Consider the following 22,442-nt stretch of genomic DNA (forward strand, 5'->3'; position numbering starts at 1 on the left):
TTTGGAAATGGATGTACTCAAACATTCAATAATTTCGAGTATTTATCGAGCAAATGTAGCCTTCAGTATAAGACTAATTCGGTCATGTGGGTGTTCTAATCGGACATCGACAGTGTTTGAATCAACCGACAAGAGGTCAAGAAGATTGTAGTTTATTCGATGCTTTTTCGTCGTATGTATTTCTGAAAAACACTAATAAATTAGAATAGAGTTTTGCTTCTTACCCATTCAAGAGAAAAGGAGGTAGGATATTAAACAACACTATGAAGATAGTGCTGAATTGATCAGCTGAATATCCTGATTACCTCAGAAAACAGAATTCTAAAAATCTAGTTACTTTAATGCCCCATTCTACAAGAACAACCGACCTCATTGGCTCTATGCCAGTCGAAAGCTGGGGCATATCCGTGCTGTTCCCAGTAGAACTTGCCTCTTGGCTTACTGTAGTTTCCGACTTCGTTCATCGTATTGGAATCATAGAGTCGTCCATTGATCATGGTATAAACAAGTGAGTTTGAATTCTGAATATCGTCTAATGGATTCTTATCTAAGACGATCAAGTCCGCCAGTTTACCTACTTCAATCGATCCAAGCTGATCGTCCATGCCAATGTAGTTGGCACCGTTGAGAGTTGCTGCTCTAAGCGCTTCCATATTTGTCATTCCACCCTGAGCAAGTTCCCATAGCTCCCAATGTGCACCAAGACCTTGTAGTTGCCCATGTGCACCGAGGTTGACTTTAACTCCTGCGTCGGCTAATTTTTTACAGCTTTGAGAGGCTAGGATATGTCCATTGTCATATTCTTTCATCGGGATCATCGTGCGATGCCGTGACCTGGAGTCGATAGTTCCTCTTGGGGTAAAACTCAGAAGCTTCTTGTCTTCCCAGACATTAGTCGTTTGATACCAGTAGTATTCTCCACTGACTGCCCCATAGCTCACCAGAAGCGTAGGAGTATATCCCGTCTTGCTTGCAGACCAAAGTTGAACAACATCATCGTAAAGTGGAGCCACAGGCAAATTGTGCTCTACTCCCGTATGGCCGTCTAATATCATAGTAAGGTTGTGGAAAAAATTTGACCCTCCTTCCGGAACTACCTCAACTTGCTGCTCATGGGCTGCCTGTATCACTTGCTGTCGCTGGTCTCTTCTAGGTTGATTATAGCTTTTCACCGAAAACGCACCAAATGCTTTTGTTCTAGTAATGGCCGATTTAGCATCGTCAAGACTGTTTACTACGGCTTTAAAATCCCCATCTGCTCCATATAAAATGACACCGGTAGAGAATATTCTTGGCCCAACCATGGCGCCAGATTTTACCATTTCTGATTGAGAAAACACCATTTCAGTATTAGAGGATGGGTCATGGGTAGTAGTCACTCCGTACGCCAGGTTGGCGTGGTATTGCCAATGCTGCTGCGGACTCAGGCCATATCTAAATGCCCCAAGATGGGCGTGAACGTCCACCAAACCAGGCATGATTGTTTTACCCTTGGCGTCAATCACTTTGGCATCTCCAGGTATGGCTATGTCCGTGCCCACTGCTGTGATCTTATTCTCTTCTATTACAATGGTACCATTGTTGATCACTTCGTTGCCTTTCATGGTAATGATTCTTGCATTGGTAAATGCGATTTTGCCCTTGGGTTTATCCGATTTCAGTTTCAGGTCAATTTTCGTTCCTACCGAATCCATGGCGGGTATACTGTCTGGAGCACCTTCCAGAAACAAAAATCTGTCATTGATTTTGTTGCTGAAGTACTCTTCTCCCAGGGTCCAATTCAACCGCTTAGAATCTCCCGACCAATGCAGACTGATTCCTGCATCTCGGGCTACTTGTGCCACTGGAATATTAGTTGATTTGCCATCCAATTCGAGTGTTTTACCTGCTAGCGGCATAGCGGCAATGTATACCTTATATAAATTGGAAAATGCTACCCACTTTTCATTCGGACTAGGCAGTAAGCGTTGTGCATATTTTGACTTCACGATTTCTCGTTTATCCGTACCGTCCAGCTTTACAGATTTGAGTGTTTTTTCAATATTTCCAAATAAATACCCTCCCGTCTGATAGTAGATTCTATCTCCTTTCTGATTGAAAGTAGGGTAGGTGCCTTCATCAGTTATTTTCTCACTCAGCGCCATATTGTCTAAGTCTTTTGGTTTTTTTGCGGCGCGCCATTTGAGCAAATAAATTCCCGGCTCCTTAGTGTATACAAAACCTTGATGTCCGTTGCCCGCTTCTTTTCTGTAAACCACAGTATTTATATCCGATGGGTGAAAAGAGGGCTCCCTGTAGATTGCCTTTTCGTTAGTAAGTTTTAAAGGGGCACTTTTTGACGATGTCATGGCCACTCTGTAAATCGCTCCCATGTCATCATCATTCCAGGTCACATAAGTGAGATACTTTCCATCTCTTGAGAATGAAGGCTCAAATTCCAGATCCGTCCCTTTGGTCAGACGAGAGGGTTTTCCGTCTGGCAAAGTTTTTTTCCATAAGTAGCCTGCCGCATTGAATACTAAAGTACGCCCATCTGGTGAGGCAACGGCCTGACGAATCGCTTTTGCATTGAATTCGTTTGGCGCAGCGTCATTCTTAAACTTAAGTGCATTGACTATTTTGTGTGTGGCTTCAGCTTGAAATGGAATGGTGCTGACTTCTAGCGAGGAGACATTGATCTTCCTGATTTTGCCTTTGGCCCATATTACAATATGTTGGTCATCAGGTGTCCAATTGAATCCTGTATAAGGACCAAAAATTGCCCAAGCTTCCTGTTGGTCTTTTGTGAGATCGTCGTAAATAGGCCATTCTTTTCCGGACTTCAAATCATGTAGGTAAAGCACCGTTTTTTCTCTAACCCGACGGATAAATGCCATTTTGTCTCCTCGGTGTGAGGTTACAGGCCGGATCGCTCCTCCAGCCCCTCCAGTTACTCTTTCGATCTTCCCCTTGTCGAGATCATATCTATTGATAGCGTAAATCTGACTATTTGGGTCTTTGTTGTATTGAAAAAAGCCTCCAGGATATACATCTTCACTGTAGTAGACGTATTTTCCATCGGCAGAAGCGAAAGGTTCTCCAATATCCTGTTGTTCATTTTTTTTCTCTACTAGCTGAATGCCTTTTCCTCCTGATTTGTGATACATCCAGATTTCACCAGCTCCAGCTGATCTTTGGGATGTAAAATGCTTCCTGGCAAAAATATATTGCCCATCTGCTGACCAGGCTGCATTATTGAGCAACCTAAAATCTTCCTTTGTTACTTGTTTTGCTTCAGTACCATCGACATTCATAACCCAAATATTGTCCCCTCCTCCAGCATCACTGGTAAAGCTTATCAACTTTCCGTCTGGGCTAAATCTCGGCTGTACTTCAAATGCATGACCCTCTCTGATTACACTTGCTTGCCCACCTTCCATAGGAAGTGTATAAATATCTCCTAGCAGATCAAATACAAGCAGAGTCCCATCCGGACTTACGTCCACACTCATCCAGGTACCTTCATCTGTCGTGATTTTGATTTCCTGAAAAGGTAGCGTGGGTTCAGAAACCTTCCAGTCATCTTTCTTTTTTTCCTGTGCTAGAGATAATTGTGCGATTCCAAGAAGCAATATTGCGGTTAACAGATTTTTCATGGTTAAATGTTGAAGTCAAAATGTAGCCTAAGATAATTCAATAATTTTTGCTCATAAAAAAGCTACTAGAACTCTTTCATTTCCTAGTAGCTTTCAATTCATTAAATAATTTTACTCTTTAAAAATTGGTAGTCCATGCTTTGCGCAAAGCGATTTGCTCTTCTGTGGCATCGGGGTCTATTTCGAAAACGAATTTTTTTGAAACTGCATCGTCACCGGCTCCTGTAATTTGTTCTGGAGTGTATTTGATTCCTACCTTTGCGTAGTATTCTTCCAATGGAAGTGCTTTAGCATCTTTGACGTAGTTCTGAAAAAAATCAGCAACTTCGGGATGAGTCATTTCTACGAAAATATCAAAAAAATCTGCTTCAGGAAATGCTCTCTCAGGACCATATTTCTTGGACAACTCGTTTACTACTTCTCTCAATCCTCGTGTCCCGTTAGATTTTTCTAAAAGCAAAATATCCAACATATTAATTATCAAGGCTCCCTTGTAGTAAATGTTGCCATACTGCTTTTGTCCTTCAGCAGAAAACGAGGTCTCTGCAATTTTTAGCAAACTATAACTAGAATCAAAATAAGCCTCATCGACTCTAAGCTTGTACCTCAACTGACCCAAAAGCTCTTCCAAGGTCATTATCCCTCCACGAACTTGCATCATATCTGATGCCCATTCTGTAGTGGCTTCATAAAGCCAGAGGTGGTCGGAAGAAGTCGGGGTTACAAAATTGAATTGCTCAATGATTTCACTATGAATATTGAGCGGAGTAATGATATGAAAAAACTCGTGTGCGGCGGTACTCGTGATTTTTGGTCCACCATCTACAGCATAGTCGTCCTCGATATACACATATTCTGAGCTATAAGAGTGCTCCCAGGCTCCTGCATTGTGGTCTTCGAAGTGGAATAAGAAAGTATATCTTTTTACAGGAAACTCAACTACAAATTTGTTGGCTGCCTCTAGCATAGCACTCATGCTTTCTAGCAAGTCTGCTGATTTGATCTTGTCGGTCTTGCTATAGGTATAAAGCTCAACTTTGGTGCCGTTGAAATCTGCACTGGCTTCTGACAGCCTTCCAAGCAATATGGGTGAATCCACTGCATGGTCAAAGCTCTTGGCATAGTAGGCTCCCAACTCATTCCTGGAAAGGGCCGTACCTATATTCCAATTTTCTGGATAATCTAAGTCAATGGTGAGAGAGGCGCCCTGCATGCCTTTTGGATAACCTATCACACAATGTGCATTGAATAGTACATGATCCTCTTCCATAGAGGTTCCACACATTTTATACACCTTCATTCCGTCATCTGGCGTATCCCATGTCTCGGCAATGGTGTATTCCAGTTTAGTGATTTTTTTGGGTGTGCTCAGTTTATACTGATTTTCGCCTAGTTTCTCCGTGGCTACTTCACGACCCTTTTTGTCATACGCTTTGAAGCTGCGAACATATCGTCCAATATTCATTGTCTGATAAGTACCTGGAGCGGTGGCCGCAAACTGATAGATGTCGTTATCTTCGCTCAGCCCTTTTACATTGAGCGTCACTTTGAACTCATCGCTAGTTCGGTCATTCAAATTGACGCTATAGTTGAGCTTGGCTTGCTGGCCGCAGGAGATCAGTACGATCCCTGCACTCAGCCATAATGTTGTGATTAATTTTTTCATTTTGATTGTTTTTGATCCTTAAAGAAGCAAGCTAAAACAGTCGATTGAATTCCAGAAGAAAACTTTGATGAACGGATACAAGCAGGGAGCAATAGTAACTTGTGATAGTTTACTCTTTAGATTTGCACTATGAATTCTATAAGTATACTGGGATGCGGCTGGCTGGGACTACCCTTAGCCAGAAATCTTGTGAAAGCTGGTTACTCTGTTAGCGGAAGTACAACTAGAATTTCCAAAATTCCCGTTCTAGAAAAGGAAGGGATTGCCCCATGTCTTGTAAATCTAAATCCCAAACTTGAGGAGAGTGCAAAGCATTTTTTTGATACTGACCTGTTGATTGTCAATCTTCCTCCTAGAAATAAGAATGATCAAGAAGGTTTTCACAAGGCTCAATTGGAAGAAATAATCAATGCTGCCAAGAAAAAGGTAAAGAAGGTAATTTTTGTAAGCTCGACAGCTGTCTATCCTTCTGACAATTCTGAAGTTATAGAATCTGATGCGTCTCATTCTTCACTATCTCGTAGTGGAATCCCTTTGCTCGAAATGGAAAACCTATTTGTCGAAGAATCGAGCTTAGAAACCACTGTGATCCGATTTGGAGGTCTCTATGGTCCAGATCGACATCCCGGTAGATTTTTGGCTGGCAAGAAGAATTTAGCCGGAGCAAACAACCCTATAAATATGATTCACCTAGAAGACTGTATCGGTGTGATAAGTGCAATCATTGAAAAGGGGCTATGGGGTGAAGTCTTCAACGCCTGTTCTCCTAATCGAAGCACAAGAAAGTCGTTTTACGAATCAGCAGCCAAAGAGCTAGATATGGTGCCTCCTGCTTTTTCGTGTGAAGAGTCTCCTTACAAGCTGGTCAACTCTGACAAACTCTTATCCGCAACAGGATATAAATTTATCTTTTAATCGTTCAAAAAATTACGGCACCATAGGCCTTAGAAGCTACTTCTCTTCAAATACCAGACTGGCAGAATTAATACAATAGCGTAGTCCGGTTGGCTGTGGTCCATCTTCGAATACGTGACCAAGGTGGCCTTCGCATTTCGCGCATACTACCTCTGTCCGAACCATTCCATACTTATAGTCGGCCAAGTCCAACAAACTAGAATCTGTCGCATAGGTGTAAAAACTTGGCCACCCGGTGCCGCTTTCAAATTTGGTGTTAGACTCAAACAATGGGTTTTTGCAAGCCGCACAATAGAAGGTGCCTTTAGCCTTTAGTTTATTGTACTCTCCTGTCCATGGCCTTTCGGTTCCTTTTTCACGCAACACATTATACTGCAATGGGGTCAATATCTCTTTCCATTCCTGGTCTGTCTTGATCACTTTTTGCCTCACTATAGAAGTGCGCTTATCCTGACTTTTGGTCTGACAGGCACTGATCAACATAACTGCAAGTACGGTGACAAATAATCTCATTATCAATTGGTTTTAGATTTCAAAGTAGTAAACATAAATTTGAAGGAAATAATTCAATGGGTTTTAAAGATGCTCAAAGGGTTCTACACCACAATGATTTATAAGTTGATTTTAATTAAATTGGTTTCGAACCAACTTAATTAACGATGGGTACTAAAGGAGATAAAATCACAAATGAATCTTCACTGACTGCAGCGCTGATATTAGAAAAGCTCATTTCGATAGATGGATTATCATCCAAAAAAATGTTTGGAGGCTACGGCATTTTTAATGACGGTAAAATGTTTGGGATGGTAGGCTCCAAAGGTCAAGCTTATCTCAAAGTAGATGATTCCAACAAAGCTCAATTTGAGAAAGCAGGAGCAAAACCTCATAGCAAAATGCCATATCTTTCCATACCAGATGATATACTTGCAGATCAAGAGAAATTGGTCCATTGGGCAGAGACATCGATTGAGATTACAAAATAAAACCCTCAAGATGAAAAATATTTTCCTGCTCTTTTTGGTACTGAGCGCTTGCCAGTCCAAAAACAACCTGGAAATCGAATCAACTTCTCAAGTACCAGAGTATTCCATTTTCAGTATTGACGTAAACGACCAGCTGGCCGGATCTGCATATCGAAAGAGAGCAACAGGATATCAGCTGATCACACTTTTGGATAGCTCATTGTTCATACCTTCATTCTCAGAATCGAATGAGGGCGCTGTCTCTATACGGCTCTCCTTGCATCCTCAACTTACCTATGAGAAACAATTGGATCAGATGCGCTTGATTCTGCCCGTGGCAGCCAAGGCATATAATCTCGATTCACTGCGTGGCATATACTTAGGACGACTGGTTCAATCCGGCGACCTGGCCATAGAGGTAACCATAGAGTATCTCCAAATCTTTGGTGGCTATGCTTCTACGGCGACAACAGAATATGAAAAAATTGGCGTGTTCCTTTCGAAATCAAAACTGGGACAGGATTGGAACGAGATTCTCCAACCTTACGGATTACAAGTGACCGGAGCTTCGGTGGAGAAGGTATTCTATACTCGGCCCTATGGGCCAATAAAAATTGATTCGTCTCGATATTCAAATATTGAAATCCCAGATCAATTGCTGGATTGTATGACTTGGTTGGAAATAAGGAAATTGCAATAGTTAAAAATGAGCTCTCAATTTGAAAGAAATACAGTCTATTGTCAATTTTAGATTGGATAATCTGTTACTCAAACGATCATAGAAATTATATTGATACACCAGTTCAATTGAAAAATAAAGCCTAACTTAATCCATATATTATGCAAGAATCATCAGAAAAACAGGGGTTTAAAGATCTATTGAGAGATGTCATTATTCCCAAAGCAGAAAAAATCGGTGGTGTTCTACTTCTTGTGTGTTTTATATTCAAAGTATTGGCCTTTGCAGGCGCAGAAAATTTGTTGTTGATATCTTTAAGTACGTTGGCTGTGACCTACTACCTGACCCCCTTTTTACTGAAAAGAGAAGATTACACGAAACTTGAAATCATAGTGTTAAAAATTGGCTTCATCTCATGCGCCATTGTAATCATGGGAGTCATGTTTGCACTCCTTAATTTGCCTGGAGCTAGTGAAATGTTATACATCGGGTTTCCAATTACGGGACTCTCTACCATAATCCTTGGATATATTTATACCTCCTCAGAAACCGATATACTGAAACCTAATTTTGTGCGCTTTGTACTGGCGTTAGCCTTAGGTTGTGCTGTATTTCTTATCTAGTGAGATAAACAAGGGTCAAACTAAAAATATATTAGTGCTGCAAAGCTATCTAGGAGGTAAAAAGGTTTACCTGCTTGACTAGTGATATGCCCTGTAGCACTACATCACGTTTCATCAATTGAATAAACGAAAATGTCAACACTTCAATTTTTCTCACTTTATTTCATGGCAGCTTTTTACTTGTTTGCTGGGATTAGTCATTTTCTAAAGCCCAGGTTTTTCTTGCAGATTATGCCACGGTGGGTACCTTCTCCTGAGTTTGTAAACAAGCTTGTCGGCGGAATAGAGATTCTGCTTGGAGTAGCTTTGTTGTTTGAAGGTTTTCGATCACATGCAGCATGGGGCATTATCTTATTGCTGATAGCTGTTTTTCCTGCTAATATTAATCACTTTCAAATAGCTCGAAGAAAAGAAAAACAGGTACTGGCCACACTGATACGATTACCTATCCAAGGACTTTTGATCTATTGGTCTTATACCTTTATTTGAGTGGAAACCGTCAGGTGTTAATTATTGTCTAACTGAATTTTGTAATTTTATTGATTCTATCTACGGCCACGCATGAATATTAAAGTATACGAATCAGATTTTATCTCCTTCAAGGGCGAATTGTTATCATTTATCTTTCGGCTCGTATCTAATCGTGCGCAGGCAGAGGATCTTGTGCATGATACATATCTCAAAGCTTTCGAAAATATAGATACCTTCCGAGAGGAATCTTCATTCAAAACCTGGGTCTTTGCGATCGCCCACAACATGAGTCAAAACGTGCTAAGAAAACAAAGTCGCTGGCGAGAAGATGCACAACAACTGAACGCTCGACTGCACATCGACTCACAAGAGATGTTCGAAGATATGCGGGCAGTATATGTAAGTCGGCCTGATGCTAATTTTGAAATAAAAGAGCATATCAGCTATTGCTTCAACTGCATGATTAAGACACTGGAGTTGCAACAGCAAGTTTGTATCTGGCTCAAAAACGTGTATGAATTTAAGATCCATGAAATAGTGACCATCACAGGATTGTCAGAAGGAAAGGTAAAACATGCCGTGGCTGATGCCCGCAAACATTTGCTTAGAATATTTGACGATAAGTGTGCTTTCGTCAGCAAAACCGGCACTTGTCACCAATGCTCTTCTCTAAAAGGAATTCTCAATCCTGAGCAGGATGCACAGGCACAGGCCAACCAGCTCAAGCTGGTAAAAGAAGGCTCATCTGCAGATAAAGAACGCTTGTTGGACTTGAGGGTTCAGCTTGTTCAAGGCATAGACCCTCTCCATTCTTCCAGTGATCACCTACATTCCTACTTCTTAGAAAACAGTCCTAATTGGGTCAAAATGGCCCTTTCAAAAGAAAAATCTTAAAATATCCTATTTCCTCGTCCGTTTTGCCTGCTCCATTTGTCTAAAGAGAAACATTGTTAAACAAATCTTTTATTCAAATGACAAAATCAGCATTAGAAACCGTGCAAGCATTTCAGCAATCACTAGGCAGCGGAAGCGCAGACTGGGAAAACCTTCTGGCAGACAATATCTCCTTCATTGGTCCAGTAGATCAAGTGTATGGGAAAGCAGCAAACATTGAGTTGAACAAAAACTTCTTTCCACTAATTAAGGGCTACCAGGCTAAGACAGCCCTGGAGAACGGCAACCATGCTGTAATGGAAGGCTCCTATACCATATCCACTCCAACGGGTGGAACCCTTGACTTGCATACCGTAGAAATTTTTGAAGTAAGTGAAGGACAAATTCAAAACATAAGAATCTACTATGACGCCCAGGCGTTTCGTACTGAATTTTCTATTCCTCTAAACAAATAATTTATGAAATATTTTGATCAAGACTTCGTAGATTTTTTTAAAGACTTAGCCAAAAACAACAAGCAGGAATGGTTTCATGCCAACAAAAAAAGATACGAATCAAGTATAAAAAAGCCGTTTGAAGGTTTTCTCAAAGATTTGATTCTATCCATGAGACAAGAAGACTCCACAATTACTGTTGAACCGAAGGACTGCACCCTCCGCATCAATAGAGATCTCAGATTTTCCAAGGACAAAACGCCCTACAATTTGCATTACTCCGCAGTGGTATCGAGTACCGGGAGAAAAGACAAAAGTGTGCCTGGGATTTTCCTGAGGTTTACGCCCGAAGAGGTCGGAATCATGGGTGGCGCTTATGTGCTGGACAAGGAGCAGCTTCAGGCCGTACGATCTTCGATAGCAGAAAACCCAAAAGCATTTCAGCAGCTAATCACAGATCCCTCCTTCATTTCTGTTTTTGGTAAACTAAAAGGAGAGGAAAGTAAACGGATACCTTTTGAGTTTCAGTCCGTTTTTCAAAACGAACCTTTAGTCGCAAAAAAGCAGTTTTATTTTGTGGCAACACATCCCGCTGATCTGATCACTTCCGATCAGCTCCTGGAGACGGTCATAGCTCATTGGCATGCCGCTCGACCGCTCAATGAATATTTCACCAAATCCATGCGAACTTAACATGGCATATGATGAGTATCTGGCGGAGCGAGTGAAGCTTGCCCTTAGCAGGAAAGGCGTCCGTGCTGAGGCGAAGCGATTGATGGGTGGATTATGCTTTGTGTTGAACGACAAAATGTGTGTCGGGGTGAGTAAAAATAAGAAGACCGGGCAATCAGGGCTGATAGCCAGAATTGGCGATTCAGCGGTACAAAACGCTCTTGAAAATCAACGCTGTCATACATTCAGTCCAGCCGGACGGCCAATGAAGGATTTTATATTCATAGAGGACCAGGGTCTCGATCAGGAAGCCGAATTGGATCATTGGGTTGAGCTTGCTATTGCCTTTAATCCAAAGGCGAAAAAAAGCAGAAAGTAAAAACTCCACTCCAGATCCATCATTCTAATCATATTTGCGTTTGATAGAATCATATTTATTAGATCAAAAAGGCAACTATGGTAGGATTGGAAACCGAAAGGTTAATCTTTAGACAATGGCAACGTGCTGACTATCCATCATTCTTTGATTTTTATAGTCGTGAAGAATACGCGCGCTTCGTTGGTGGAGTCAAAAACTCGGAAGAGGCATGGCGATTGATGGCTACCTACATAGGTCATCATGCGCTCAATGGATATTCCTACATGGCCATCGACGAAAAAGAGTCAGGGAGTCTGATTGGTACTGTAGGGCTATGGAATTCTGAGCCCTGGCCAGAACCGGAGCTAGGCTATTGGCTCTTACCACAGGCACATGGAAAGGGATTTGGAGTAGAGGCCGGAGTTGCGGTTAGAGATTTTGCGCTGAATACGTTAAGGCTTGAAACACTAGTGAGCTACATAGACGAGGCAAACGAGCCTTCTAAAAAACTGGCCCTTCGTCTTGGTGCCAAATATGATCAGACAATTGAATTACTCGATTTCGGCCAACACGAAGTGTATAGGTATAGATAAATTCGCTCACGACATAGAGTGCTGATTTTACCACCTATGCTTGCCTAATCATGAATGCGGCGACCGTCGATTGGGGCCTGGTCTCTTTCATGCATCCCATAATCTCGAATAACTCCTGCTACCCTTAACCTGTAGTCTTCAAAAATTACAGTGCGTCCTTTTTTTTGTGCTCGCCTATGCTCTTTCATCATTCGCCATCGACTCACAGATGCCTCATCTCTCCAAAATGATAAAGACAAGATTTTATTCGAATCTTGAAGGCTGACAAACCTCTCAATAGAAATAAATCCATCCATTTTGATCAGTTCTGATTTCAAATCAGCAGCTATCTCCAGGTACTCCTGTTTGTACTCTGTACGAGGGATTACTTCAAATATTACTGCTACCATTTTACTTTTCAGATAAGAATAATTGTACTTCATTATACAGCTGCTTTCTGGGTTTTTCTAAATGAATCACATGAGTTGATTTTTCAATAACTACATACTTTTTCAAGGCTGCTTCATCAAGATTTTCAAACAGCCTCCTTCCATCATCCCAACTAAATGAGGTGTCCCACTCTCCGCGAATCACTAAGGTTGGAGCCAAAACTCTCCCCGGCACAAAAAAACAATCTCCATTCCAACAGTCATAAAGATCCTTCTTCCATCCCGCAGGATATCTTACATACTCGCGATTTTCAACTATTGAAGAGCTATCACTTGCCAACCATGTTTGGCCCCAATACTCCATCACTTCGTCTTCCAACACGCTGTCATGTCCTTTTGGCAATTGTGTTAAAAATTGCTCCACTCTTTTTTCAGGAGTGAGTTCTATGTAGCCATAATCTGGCTTGCTCCAACTTACTGGCCCTTCACGCTCCACCAAAGGAGCAAAAAGCACTAATTTTTCAATTTGGTCTGGATGCTGAGAAGCATAATATCCTGAAACCGTAGCCCCCCACGAATGGCCTATAAGACACAGTTTTTTTTGGCCCGTCCTTTCCAGTATATATTCAACTGCCTGCTCAATATCAAAAGCTACCTCTTTTCCTGTACCCAGAGGATCGCCGGAATTTTCATTAATTAACATCTCAGAGTATCTATCAGATTCACCATAGCCCAAGTGATCCAGTGCATACACCTCATATCCTTGATTGGACAAGTCATCCATCCATGAAGAATTGTCCATTTGGAACCCAAAAGCCAAAGCCGATGGAAATGACGCTCCATGCACAAACAAGACCGGAAGTTGATTCTTCTTTTTTAGACCTGCCGGTAAATGCAATAAGGACAGATAAAGGTCGGGTATTCTACTTTCAATATTTAGACGTTTGAATCTGAAATCTTTAAGATCGGTATTGATTGGTTGGCTTGTACATATGCTGTGTATCACCAAAAGACAAACGGTAAAAGATATTTTCATTTCGAATTGAGTTTATTTTTTCAAAGCAAATGAATAGATGCGGTTAACGTTTCATTTCATAATGAAATATGAATTGGAGAGGTTTGGTATCTTTAAAATCTCATCAAAACAAGAACGCATGAATGATGCAGACGAATTTGCCGAAGTGACCGCCCTGATTGCAGAACCTAATCGTGCCAAAATGTTGTGGTGCCTGCTAGATGGAAGAGCCTATACCGCAGGTGAGTTAGCAACCGTAGCTAGTATCTCTCCTCAATCTGCCAGCAATCATTTAAATAAACTAATCGAGAAGGAGTTGCTGAATATTGAGAAACAGGGTCGGCACAGATATTACAAACTTGCTCGTCCCGAAATAGCATATGCCATAGAAGCTATGGCCAACCTCATCCCTGAAAAAAGCAGATCAGTGAAACAGCAACCTGAACTCAACAAGTGCGGAATAAAGTATGCAAGAACCTGCTATGACCATCTAGCCGGAAAAATGGGTGTTTTTATCACTGAGTCACTCGTATCCGCCGAAATATTGGTGATAAAAAACAAGCAATACAAAGTCACCTCAAAAGGGGCAACTTGGTTTGGTTTAATCGGAATAAAAATAGATGACTTAGCCAAATCTAAGCGTGCCTTTGCGTTACAGTGTCTCGACTGGAGTGAAAGAAAACACCATTTGGCCGGAGCTTTGGGGGCCGCTTTGCTGCATAAGATGCTTGAAAAAGATTGGATACGTCGGAAACAGGGCTCACGGGAGGTGATATTTACCCATCTGGGTGAAGAAAGTTTAGAGAACCTTTTCCGTGATTTTAAAACCAATACTTTTATATCGGCGTAAGGCCTTAACAAAAAAGATATTGAATGAACCTACTTGCCTCACTTTCATCACTCAACTTAACGCTGCCGGAAGTATCGACTCCTGGTGGATCCTATGTTTCGGTCAACATCCGTGGAGCTGTAGCCTACGTCGCCATTCAATTTCCGATCTTAAATGAAGAATACTTATTTCAGGGGCGATTAGGAGAAACGATATCTACCGAAGAAGGTAGTAAGGCCATGGAGCTCTGTGCACTTAATGTGCTTGCTCAGATTCATAGCAAGATTGGATTCGAAAGAGTTCTTGGGCTCAATCATTTGGATGCCTATTTCAGGGCAACCGGTGATTGGGATGATTCACCGATTGTAGTCAACGGTGCGTCAGACTTGTTTGTGAAAGTATTGGGTGAAAAAGGAACTCATTCAAGAGCTATATTTGGTGTAGACCGGCTGCCCAGAAATTTCTGTGTAGGACTTACCAGCTCATTTACTCTTATTAATTGATCTAAATTCATCCACTCATGAGAAGATTAAAATTATTTATTGCTACTAGTATCGACGGATTCATTGCTCGAAAAGATGGGTCTCTGGACTGGCTAGATGATATACCCAATCCTGATAAACTTGATTATGGCTATTTCAAGTTTTACGATTCGATCGATACACTTCTTATGGGTAGAAAAACCTATAACGAAGTCCTGGGCTTTGGTGTGGAATGGCCCTATCCAGATTCGAAAACTTATGTGATAAGCAGCGGCCCGGTAGACATCAAGACGGAAAACACCTTTTATATCCAAAAGCCACTAGCAGAAACCGTGAAGGCTTTAATGACCGAACCAGGCAAGGACATCTGGGTCGTAGGAGGAGGAGAGTTGATTTCTTCAATGCTCAGTCTGGACTTAATTGATGAGATGCTGATCACTATTACCCCAGTAATCCTCGGCGCCGGCATTCCATTATTTCCAAGCCAACCAAAGGAAACAAAATTTGACCTGATCAACACAGAGGCCTTTGATACAGGATTTGTAAATCTTACCTATAAGAAACATGTCTAGCGATCTGTCCTGGTCACCGTTTATCCAAAACAGCTTTAGAGCATAAGGGAATCTAATAGAGAATTGTTATCTTCTTATTAAATATTCAGCTTGGAGAAAAATGAACTACAAAGTAAAAACGCTATACCACTGCACAATTCTTCTTTGGTTTATCACCTGTCCCTACTTCCTAAAAGCACAATTCGGTTTTTCCATTCCTGAGGATAAAAAAAGTGTAGAAATCCCCTTTCAAAATTTTAACAACTTAATCGTACTTGAGGTCACCCTCAAAAACAAAGTGACAGTCAATTTTATACTGGACACGAGTATCGAACACACGATTCTTACAGAAAAAGCAGTTGGCGATTTTCTCAAATTTCGCTATGCAAGAAAAATGAGACTCGGCCAGAATGGGGATCAAGTATTCTACGGGCATGTCGCCGTCGATGCCCAAATGTCTCTTCAGGATAGTGTTCAAACTGGTGAAATGTCATCAATGCTAGTACTAGAGACTGACTACCTCAACCTCGCCGGTATGGCTGGATCCAAAGTGCATGGACTGATCGGATATGATATTTTCAAAAGTTTTGTAGTAGAAGTAGACCACAGTAAGCAAGTAATTCGGCTATTTAAGCCTGACATATTTTCTGCACCAAAAGGCTACAAAACCTTTGAGATGGAGGTTGTCGAGCGGAGACCCTATCTGTCCTCAGAAATAGTATTCGAAAATTGGGAACAGAGAAAAATGAAATTTTTGCTGAAGACAGGAGCCAGTCATGCAGTATTCTTTGAGGACGATTCTGTAGAATACTTCTTACCTTATAGAAACCTTGAAGTGCCCATAGGCCAAGCCTTTGGTGGAGAGATTCTGGGCCACATTGGGCGGCTCAGAAGTTTCAATATCGACGAGTATACCTTGGATCACCCACTAGCTACTTTCGCAAAACCAGAGCACGTAGATCAAAACGAAAATTCACAAAAATATGGAGATGGTTCTATCGGACAAGGAATATTACAGCGTTTTGATGTCATCTACGATTTTCATCACGCTAAAATTTATCTTAAGAAAAACAACAACTTCAGCGACACCTTCGAGTACGACATGAGTGGCATCGGTATCAATGTAAAACAAGCGAAAGAGTACGTCTTTACAATAAAATCGATACGAAAGGATTCTCCAGCAGCAAAATCTGGCCTCCAGATCGGAGATATCATCCTATCTATCAATGGAGATCCACTCACCATCAACAATTATGGTCAGTACCTAAACCTATTCCTCACACGAGAGGGTAAAAAAGTTACATTTATCGTCAAAAGAGCAGCGGAAGAGGTAGAATGCACCTACCGCCTAGCTCGGTTTATATGAAATAATTGAACACTTTTATGTCCAGTACTGGACAATTAGATCTCGCCAAAAAGAGCTTACTACATTCTAACTTACTGATAGTCTTTGGTTTAGTTAATTCGGCACACCATTTGTCAAACTTTTGGCCAGAACTATACGACTATGCTTAGAAACTATATCACCATTGCTATACGCAATATCCAGAATAGTCCTGTCTATTCCACTATTAATGTGATGGGGCTTACCATCGGAATCGTTAGTAGTATTCTACTTTTCCTTTATGTAGATTTTGAAAGGGGATATGATCAGTTTCATACAAAAAAAGACAACATCTATAGGGTTACGACGCAGGCTATTGTACAGGATACAGAGCTCAACGTACCGCTGGCTCCCTCTCTTACTGGCGCCACACTGATGAACGAATTTGGCGTAATCGACAATTTCGTTCGGTTTACCGGAGGCTCCGAAATGCTCATCGCAGTAGATAAAGAGTATTTCTACGAAACAGAAATTTACATCACAGACTCCTCCTTTTTCACAATGTTTGACTTTGAACTCTTAGAAGGAGATAAACGTCACTGCCTAAGTGAACCAAATTCTCTTGTGATCTCACAAACATTGGCCGAAAAATGGTTTCCAAAAGAATCAGCAATGGGTCGAACCGTAAAGACAGATGGTGAGGACACTAAAACAATTACTGGAATAATGGCTGATCCGGTCGTCAACAGCAGCATGAGGGCTCATGGCCTGCTTTCCTATGGAATCAATAGTTCGGGTCAGGATTCTTGGGGAAACATGAATGATCAGGTATTCATTTTGTTGAAGCCAGGATCTAACCCAAATGACATACTCCCTGCTATGTCACAGCTCTACGACAAATACATGGCTCCTATTTTTTCGAAATTCGGAGCATCTGCTGAGTTTTCACTCCAACCTTTGACGGATATACATCTCTATTCGAATTTTGATTTTGAAATGGGTGAAGTGGGCAACGTCAACTACTTGTACACTTTTAGTGCTATCGGGTTTTTCATGCTACTCATCGCCTGTATCAATTATATGAACCTGGCAACAGCCCGCTCAGTGGCGCGTTCCAAAGAAGTAGGAATTCGAAAAGCCATGGGGTCGTACAAAACGCAGCTCATGGGCCAATTTGTAATCGAATCCGTTGTTATTGCTTTTATCGCTCTGGCCATTAGTTTGATTTTGGCATTTTTCCTCATCCCTACCTTCAACGAACTAGCTAACCTTGAAATCAGTCAAAACTTCTTGAAAGACCCGATGATGCTTTTGGTATTATGCGGTGTAATTTTATTCGTTGGCGTAATAGGAGGAAGTTATCCTGCATTCTATTTATCCAAGTTTAAAGCAGCAGAGGTGCTCAAAGGGCGATCACAAAAAAGTAAGGGCAATGAATCTCTGCGAAAAATCCTGGTTGTAGCTCAGTTTTCGATTTCGCTAGGTATGGTGGTCAGCACATGGATCGTATTTGATCAACTCGAATATCTTCGAAATAAAGAGCTCGGCTTCAATCAAGAGCAGGTAGTCACCATCGCACTCGAAGGAGAACAGGTGCGGTCAAAACTAGATGTACTTTCAAGTAAGCTATTGCAAAATCCCGGTGTAGAGTCCGTAGGCTCTGGGTTTGGAGTGCCCGGCACCAATTCAATGAATATGAGTGGAATCAAAGTGGAATCCGCTGATGGTCACATGATTGAAAAGATATTTCAAAATATAGCTGTCGACAATCAGTATTTTCCAACGCTAGAAATTCCTATCGTAGAGGGAAGAAATTTTCTGCCGGAAATTGGTAACGATACAGCCGCTTCGGTAATTGTCAATCAGGAAATGGTACGAGAAATGGGGTGGGAAAACCCGATAGGTAAGAAGTTTGCAAGATTTATCAATGATGATCTCGATACCAAAGAGCTAACTGTGGTAGGAGTTGCCAGAGATTATCACTTGATTTCATTGCAGGATCCCATTGCCCCATTGATCATCTACAATAGTATCAACAATGGTCAAATGATCGTCAGGTTGAAATCCGAAAGTTTGGCCGAAACAATGAAGGAGGTAGAAAACATCTTTAAGTCTGTAGTAACCAATCGTCCCTTTGAATATGCATTCCTGGATCAGGGATTTCAGAAACATTATGAGGCAGACCAAAAACGAGGAGAGATCTTTGCCATATTTTCAATCCTTACTATTGCCATAGCCTGCTTAGGACTGTTCGGTTTGGCTTCTTACACCGCAGAGGCCCGAAGAAAAGAAATCGGAATTCGTAAGGTAGTGGGAGCTAACATTTTCACCATCGTTTTCATGATGTCTAAAGACTTTCTGAAACTCGTTTTTGTTTCTATGGCCGTAGCCTTTCCTATTGCCTACTATTTTATGAACGAGTGGCTCAAGGATTTTGCCTATGCCATGGAACTCAAGTGGACAAGCTTTGCACTATCTGCTCTGTTCACCTTGCTAATCGCATTAATGACTGTATTGTATCACTCTCTAAAGTCGGCGATTACGAATCCTTCAGCTGCTATTCGAGACAACTAATTAATACTGTCATTTTCATTGAGCAGTTTTGGACTACTTGTTGTCAACCAAACATGAATGAAAAGACAAGAAATAGTTTAGATGAAAGGAATTGATATTAGAAAGACAACATTTAGCTAGATTGCAGCACATTGCTATTCATTTATTTGAATAATGTACTTAAATTAATGGAAATTTGCCCCCATGAAACAATACATTCTGGCACTTGACCAGGGAACAACTAGTTCTAGAGCATTGCTGTTTGACCATAAAGGAAAGGTTGTTGCAATGGCTCAAAAGGAGTTCAATCAAATTTTCCCCAAACATGGGTGGGTAGAACATGATCCCTACGATATTCTCAAGTCCCAACTCGACGTGATGTATGAGGTCATCAAAAAGAGCAAAATCAACAATTCTCAAATCTTGGGAATTGGTATTACCAACCAAAGAGAGACAACTGTTGTCTGGGAGAAAAAAACAGGAAACCCTGTCTATAATGCCATAGTTTGGCAGGACACGCGCACATCTGATTTTTGCGAAACACTAAAAAACGAAGACGATTTTGAAGCGTATGTTAACAAGACGACTGGTCTCGTAATAGATTCTTATTTTTCAGCCACCAAAATTCATTGGATTCTGAATAATGTAAAAGGCGCTAGAAAAAAAGCCGAAGACGGTGAACTCATATTTGGTACAGTAGATACCTGGCTCATATGGAATCTAACGAACGGCGATTCACATATTACAGATTTCTCTAATGCCTCAAGGACTATGCTATTCAATATCTCAGAGCTCAACTGGGATGAGGACTTGCTAGAACGATTTGATATTCCAAGACAAATACTTCCTGATGTGACACATTCGGGCTTTCACTTCGGAATGGCAAAAATTCAAGGAGGAGATATACCGATCATGGGCGTGGTTGGAGACCAGCAAGCCGCATTGTTTGGTCAAGGATGCTTTGAACCTGGACAGGCTAAAAACACCTATGGTACCGGATGCTTTCTTCTGATGAACACCGGCGAAGAAATTCAATACTCAAAGAATGGACTGCTAACTACTATAGCCTGGGGCCTCAATGGTAAGATCGAGTATGCGCTGGAGGGCAGCATTTTTATGGCAGGAGCGGCCATACAATGGCTCAGGGATGGTTTGAAAATGATCAACTCGGCAGAAGAAACACAAAGGATTGCTGAAAGGGTCAAGGGAGACAGCGGAGTATACATGGTGCCTGCCTTTGCTGGGCTTGGAGCTCCCTACTGGGACATGTACGCCAGAGGTGGTATTTTTGGGCTCACTCAAGACACCACAAACGATGAGATAGTCAAGGCCACATTGGAATCACTCGCTTATCAAACCAGAGATATATTGTTTGCCATGTCCAATGACTCCGGGGTCAAACTCAATTCGCTGCAAGTCGATGGAGGAGCATCAGCCAATGACTATCTGATGCAGTTTCAGGCCGATATCCTAAATGTACGTGTAGAGCGACCAAAGAATGTAGAATCTACAGCACTTGGCGCTGCCATGATTGCAGGTATTACTAGTGGACTTTGGAGCATGTCCGACATAAAAAAGAAAAAGACACTCGATAAGACATTCAAACCTAAAATGGACGATTTCACAAGAGACTATTTATACACCGGGTGGCACAATGCTATCAAACGATGTATGAACTGGGCCAGATGAAACGTAAACATTTAATAACAATTTGAGAATTACTATTAATAGTAATTCTCCTTGTTTTGCAAAAAAAACATATGTCACAACCATCCTTCTCATACCAGACTCGTCAATCAATTATTCAAAACCTAAAAAATGAATATTTTGATCTAATTGTTATCGGTGGAGGAATCACAGGGGCTGGTATCGCTTTGGATGCCTCCACAAGAGGCCTGAAGGTTGCTCTTCTGGAAAAAAATGACTTTGCCTCTGGCACCAGCAGTAAGTCGACCAAACTGATTCACGGTGGGCTTCGGTATCTAAAGCAATTTGAATTTAGTCTCGTCCGTGAGGTCGGAAAAGAAAGATCCATTCTACATGAATTGGCTACTCATTTGGTCAGGCCGGAGAAAATGCTTCTACCACTAATCAAAGACGGCACTTATGGAAAAATTATCACTTCTGTAGGCCTCATGGTGTACGATGTGCTAGCCGGTGTAGAAGAGGAAGATCAGCGTAAAATGCTGTCTGTAGAGGAGACCATGGCTTCTGAGCCCTTGCTGGATCAAAGCATCATAGAGGGCGGCGGATTATATGCCGAATACCAAACTGATGACTTTAGATTGGTTACTGAACTAATTAAGACCTCTGTAGAACATGGCACCCAAGTGCTCAACTACGCTGCCTGCACCGACCTATTGGCCAAAGGTGGTAAGGTCTGTGGAGTGGCTTGTCATGATCAGGAATCAGGTGAAGACTTTAAAATCTATGCGGACTATGTGGTGAATGCCGCAGGACCCTGGGTCGATCAGGTCCGAAAATTCAACAAGAAAGTCAAAGAGACCAAGCTGCATCTGACTAAGGGCGTTCACATTGTTGTACCATTCGATCAACTGCCTGTGAAACAATCCGTCTATTTTGATGTCCCAGATGGCCGTATGATGTTTGCCATTCCAAAAAATGACGTAACTTATCTTGGCACTACCGACACCAACTACAAGGGCAACCCTCAGGATGCTACTGCCGAAAAGAAAGACATTGATTACCTAATAAACGCTGTCAACGAAGCTTTTCCTACTATTCATCTCACTACCGAGGACGTCCTGTCGTCTTGGGCCGGAGTGAGACCCTTGATTCAGGAGGAAGGTAAATCTGCCTCTGAAATTTCCAGAAAAGATGAAATATTCATATCCGACAGAGGGCTGATCTCCATTGCGGGAGGGAAGCTCACCGGTTATAGAAAAATGGCCAAAAGAACAGTTGATCTGGTGCTTGAAATGAAGAGCTCAAGATCGGGGATTACTAAAAAGGCAAAGTCAAAAACAAAGAAGATAAAATTCAATGGAAATAGCTTTAAAGATACTCGAGCCGTATCTGCCTATAAGGCTAAACTTCACAAAGAAAATCCCAAATTCAGCAAAGAGCAAATTAGATATCTGGTAGATCTTTATGGTGATCAGGCAGCTATTATCTTAGGCTTTGCAGACCAACTTCCTGGTAAGAAAGAGGAGACCAAACTAATAAAAGCAGAAGTCAGATTCTGCATAGAAAGAGAGATGGTGTTGCATCTCACAGATTTTTTTATCCATAGAACCGGTAGATTGTTTTTTGACATTCAAAGTGTAAAGGATCATCTAGCCTTAGTAGCAACAGACATGAAACACTGGCTCGATTGGGATACCAAACAAATGAATAAGGAGATTTTAAGTATGAATGAAGAAATTGAACGAGCCACAATTTTCAAATAACTAAATAA

The 22,442-nt window shown here is 41.5% G+C and carries 22 protein-coding genes; 17 read left to right on the top strand and 5 right to left on the bottom strand.

Annotation, left to right across the window (positions count from 1 at the left end):
- Positions 1–338: 338 nt before the first annotated feature.
- The gene (locus ABJF11_RS08355) at positions 339–3,635 is read right to left on the bottom strand and encodes an amidohydrolase family protein (RefSeq protein WP_348119352.1); all 3,297 of its coding nucleotides are present in this window, start codon (positions 3,633–3,635) and stop codon (positions 339–341) included.
- 118 nt (positions 3,636–3,753) lie between these two features.
- A complete protein-coding gene (locus ABJF11_RS08360) occupies positions 3,754–5,301 on the bottom strand; it encodes a peptidase (RefSeq protein ID WP_348119353.1) in 1,548 nt (515 codons plus the stop codon).
- A 129-nt stretch (positions 5,302–5,430) separates the two neighbouring features.
- Here ABJF11_RS08360 and ABJF11_RS08365 point away from each other — a divergent pair, with 129 nt between their 5' ends.
- On the top strand, positions 5,431–6,216 hold the full coding sequence (locus ABJF11_RS08365; RefSeq protein WP_348119354.1) for an NAD(P)H-binding protein: 786 nt from the start codon (positions 5,431–5,433) through the stop codon (positions 6,214–6,216).
- 36 nt (positions 6,217–6,252) lie between these two features.
- Here ABJF11_RS08365 and msrB read toward each other — a convergent pair whose 3' ends face one another.
- On the bottom strand, positions 6,253–6,729 hold the full coding sequence (msrB, locus tag ABJF11_RS08370) for a peptide-methionine (R)-S-oxide reductase MsrB (RefSeq protein ID WP_348119355.1): 477 nt from the start codon (positions 6,727–6,729) through the stop codon (positions 6,253–6,255).
- A 146-nt stretch (positions 6,730–6,875) separates the two neighbouring features.
- On the opposite strand from msrB, the gene ABJF11_RS08375 reads away from it, so the two are divergent.
- The 9 genes from ABJF11_RS08375 (at position 6,876) to ABJF11_RS08415 (ending at position 11,902) form a co-directional block, all read left to right on the top strand.
- The gene (locus tag ABJF11_RS08375) at positions 6,876–7,199 is read left to right on the top strand and encodes a TfoX/Sxy family protein (protein WP_348119356.1); all 324 of its coding nucleotides are present in this window, start codon (positions 6,876–6,878) and stop codon (positions 7,197–7,199) included.
- Positions 7,200–7,209: 10 nt separating this feature from the next.
- Positions 7,210–7,878 (top strand): hypothetical protein, encoded by a 669-nt coding sequence (locus ABJF11_RS08380; RefSeq protein ID WP_348119357.1) that lies wholly within the window; start codon positions 7,210–7,212, stop codon positions 7,876–7,878.
- Between the two features lie 140 nt (positions 7,879–8,018).
- Positions 8,019–8,480 carry a hypothetical protein gene (locus ABJF11_RS08385; RefSeq protein ID WP_348119358.1) on the top strand — a complete coding sequence of 154 codons (462 nt, stop codon included), beginning with the start codon at positions 8,019–8,021 and terminating at the stop codon, positions 8,478–8,480.
- A 132-nt stretch (positions 8,481–8,612) separates the two neighbouring features.
- Positions 8,613–8,969: a MauE/DoxX family redox-associated membrane protein gene (locus ABJF11_RS08390; RefSeq protein ID WP_348119359.1), complete on the top strand. Its 357-nt coding sequence runs from the start codon at positions 8,613–8,615 to the stop codon at positions 8,967–8,969.
- Between the two features lie 72 nt (positions 8,970–9,041).
- Complete coding sequence (locus ABJF11_RS08395; protein WP_348119360.1) at positions 9,042–9,845, top strand: RNA polymerase sigma factor; 804 nt, start codon at positions 9,042–9,044, stop codon at positions 9,843–9,845.
- Positions 9,846–9,922: 77 nt separating this feature from the next.
- Positions 9,923–10,300, top strand: coding sequence for a nuclear transport factor 2 family protein (locus ABJF11_RS08400; RefSeq protein ID WP_348119361.1), 378 nt, complete (start codon positions 9,923–9,925; stop codon positions 10,298–10,300).
- A 3-nt stretch (positions 10,301–10,303) separates the two neighbouring features.
- On the top strand, positions 10,304–10,972 hold the full coding sequence (locus tag ABJF11_RS08405; RefSeq protein ID WP_348119362.1) for a DUF2461 domain-containing protein: 669 nt from the start codon (positions 10,304–10,306) through the stop codon (positions 10,970–10,972).
- A 1-nt stretch (position 10,973) separates the two neighbouring features.
- Positions 10,974–11,330 carry a TfoX/Sxy family protein gene (locus tag ABJF11_RS08410; protein WP_348119363.1) on the top strand — a complete coding sequence of 119 codons (357 nt, stop codon included), beginning with the start codon at positions 10,974–10,976 and terminating at the stop codon, positions 11,328–11,330.
- Between the two features lie 77 nt (positions 11,331–11,407).
- The gene (locus ABJF11_RS08415; protein WP_348119364.1) at positions 11,408–11,902 is read left to right on the top strand and encodes a GNAT family N-acetyltransferase; all 495 of its coding nucleotides are present in this window, start codon (positions 11,408–11,410) and stop codon (positions 11,900–11,902) included.
- Between the two features lie 44 nt (positions 11,903–11,946).
- Here ABJF11_RS08415 and ABJF11_RS08420 read toward each other — a convergent pair whose 3' ends face one another.
- Together ABJF11_RS08420 and ABJF11_RS08425 are read right to left on the bottom strand one after the other, a co-directional pair.
- On the bottom strand, positions 11,947–12,324 hold the full coding sequence (locus ABJF11_RS08420; protein ID WP_348119365.1) for an antibiotic biosynthesis monooxygenase: 378 nt from the start codon (positions 12,322–12,324) through the stop codon (positions 11,947–11,949).
- A complete protein-coding gene (locus tag ABJF11_RS08425) occupies positions 12,293–13,306 on the bottom strand; it encodes an alpha/beta hydrolase (RefSeq protein ID WP_348119366.1) in 1,014 nt (337 codons plus the stop codon). Before ABJF11_RS08425 ends, ABJF11_RS08420 begins: the two co-directional genes overlap by 32 nt.
- 118 nt (positions 13,307–13,424) lie before the next feature.
- Between ABJF11_RS08425 and ABJF11_RS08430 the strand changes: the two genes are divergently transcribed.
- The 7 genes from ABJF11_RS08430 to ABJF11_RS08460 all read left to right on the top strand — a co-directional run bounded on the left by ABJF11_RS08430 (position 13,425) and on the right by ABJF11_RS08460 (position 22,434).
- Positions 13,425–14,135 carry a metalloregulator ArsR/SmtB family transcription factor gene (locus ABJF11_RS08430; RefSeq protein WP_348119367.1) on the top strand — a complete coding sequence of 237 codons (711 nt, stop codon included), beginning with the start codon at positions 13,425–13,427 and terminating at the stop codon, positions 14,133–14,135.
- Positions 14,136–14,158: 23 nt separating this feature from the next.
- Entirely contained in the window at positions 14,159–14,617 is a 459-nt protein-coding gene (locus ABJF11_RS08435) for a RidA family protein (RefSeq protein ID WP_348119368.1), read from the top strand.
- 17 nt (positions 14,618–14,634) lie between these two features.
- Complete coding sequence (locus tag ABJF11_RS08440) at positions 14,635–15,168, top strand: dihydrofolate reductase family protein (protein WP_348119369.1); 534 nt, start codon at positions 14,635–14,637, stop codon at positions 15,166–15,168.
- 100 nt (positions 15,169–15,268) lie between these two features.
- Positions 15,269–16,513, top strand: a complete 1,245-nt coding sequence (locus tag ABJF11_RS08445) for a PDZ domain-containing protein (RefSeq protein ID WP_348119370.1) — start codon at positions 15,269–15,271, stop codon at positions 16,511–16,513.
- Positions 16,514–16,654: 141 nt separating this feature from the next.
- Positions 16,655–19,045, top strand: a complete 2,391-nt coding sequence (locus tag ABJF11_RS08450; protein WP_348119371.1) for an ABC transporter permease — start codon at positions 16,655–16,657, stop codon at positions 19,043–19,045.
- A gap of 183 nt (positions 19,046–19,228) precedes the next feature.
- Positions 19,229–20,713 (top strand): glycerol kinase GlpK, encoded by a 1,485-nt coding sequence (glpK, locus tag ABJF11_RS08455; protein ID WP_348119372.1) that lies wholly within the window; start codon positions 19,229–19,231, stop codon positions 20,711–20,713.
- Positions 20,714–20,784: 71 nt separating this feature from the next.
- Positions 20,785–22,434, top strand: a complete 1,650-nt coding sequence (locus ABJF11_RS08460) for a glycerol-3-phosphate dehydrogenase/oxidase (RefSeq protein WP_348119373.1) — start codon at positions 20,785–20,787, stop codon at positions 22,432–22,434.
- The last annotated feature ends 8 nt before the right edge of the window (positions 22,435–22,442 follow it).

The sequence above is a fragment of the Reichenbachiella sp. genome (assembly GCF_039941815.1).
Taxonomy (GTDB): domain Bacteria; phylum Bacteroidota; class Bacteroidia; order Cytophagales; family Cyclobacteriaceae; genus Reichenbachiella.

Coding starts and splice junctions, on each gene's coding strand:
- msrB (WP_348119355.1), bottom strand. CDS start 6,729: ATGAGATTATTTGTCACCGTACTTGCAGTTATGTTGATCAGTGCCTGT.
- ABJF11_RS08390 (WP_348119359.1), top strand. CDS start 8,613: ATGTCAACACTTCAATTTTTCTCACTTTATTTCATGGCAGCTTTTTAC.
- ABJF11_RS08460 (WP_348119373.1), top strand. CDS start 20,785: ATGTCACAACCATCCTTCTCATACCAGACTCGTCAATCAATTATTCAA.
- ABJF11_RS08375 (WP_348119356.1), top strand. CDS start 6,876: ATGGGTACTAAAGGAGATAAAATCACAAATGAATCTTCACTGACTGCA.
- ABJF11_RS08410 (WP_348119363.1), top strand. CDS start 10,974: ATGGCATATGATGAGTATCTGGCGGAGCGAGTGAAGCTTGCCCTTAGC.
- ABJF11_RS08405 (WP_348119362.1), top strand. CDS start 10,304: ATGAAATATTTTGATCAAGACTTCGTAGATTTTTTTAAAGACTTAGCC.
- ABJF11_RS08355 (WP_348119352.1), bottom strand. CDS start 3,635: ATGAAAAATCTGTTAACCGCAATATTGCTTCTTGGAATCGCACAATTA.
- glpK (WP_348119372.1), top strand. CDS start 19,229: ATGAAACAATACATTCTGGCACTTGACCAGGGAACAACTAGTTCTAGA.
- ABJF11_RS08395 (WP_348119360.1), top strand. CDS start 9,042: ATGAATATTAAAGTATACGAATCAGATTTTATCTCCTTCAAGGGCGAA.
- ABJF11_RS08425 (WP_348119366.1), bottom strand. CDS start 13,306: ATGAAAATATCTTTTACCGTTTGTCTTTTGGTGATACACAGCATATGT.
- ABJF11_RS08380 (WP_348119357.1), top strand. CDS start 7,210: ATGAAAAATATTTTCCTGCTCTTTTTGGTACTGAGCGCTTGCCAGTCC.
- ABJF11_RS08365 (WP_348119354.1), top strand. CDS start 5,431: ATGAATTCTATAAGTATACTGGGATGCGGCTGGCTGGGACTACCCTTA.
- ABJF11_RS08400 (WP_348119361.1), top strand. CDS start 9,923: ATGACAAAATCAGCATTAGAAACCGTGCAAGCATTTCAGCAATCACTA.
- ABJF11_RS08420 (WP_348119365.1), bottom strand. CDS start 12,324: ATGAAGTACAATTATTCTTATCTGAAAAGTAAAATGGTAGCAGTAATA.
- ABJF11_RS08440 (WP_348119369.1), top strand. CDS start 14,635: ATGAGAAGATTAAAATTATTTATTGCTACTAGTATCGACGGATTCATT.
- ABJF11_RS08435 (WP_348119368.1), top strand. CDS start 14,159: ATGAACCTACTTGCCTCACTTTCATCACTCAACTTAACGCTGCCGGAA.
- ABJF11_RS08445 (WP_348119370.1), top strand. CDS start 15,269: ATGAACTACAAAGTAAAAACGCTATACCACTGCACAATTCTTCTTTGG.
- ABJF11_RS08385 (WP_348119358.1), top strand. CDS start 8,019: ATGCAAGAATCATCAGAAAAACAGGGGTTTAAAGATCTATTGAGAGAT.
- ABJF11_RS08430 (WP_348119367.1), top strand. CDS start 13,425: ATGAATGATGCAGACGAATTTGCCGAAGTGACCGCCCTGATTGCAGAA.
- ABJF11_RS08360 (WP_348119353.1), bottom strand. CDS start 5,301: ATGAAAAAATTAATCACAACATTATGGCTGAGTGCAGGGATCGTACTG.
- ABJF11_RS08450 (WP_348119371.1), top strand. CDS start 16,655: ATGCTTAGAAACTATATCACCATTGCTATACGCAATATCCAGAATAGT.
- ABJF11_RS08415 (WP_348119364.1), top strand. CDS start 11,408: ATGGTAGGATTGGAAACCGAAAGGTTAATCTTTAGACAATGGCAACGT.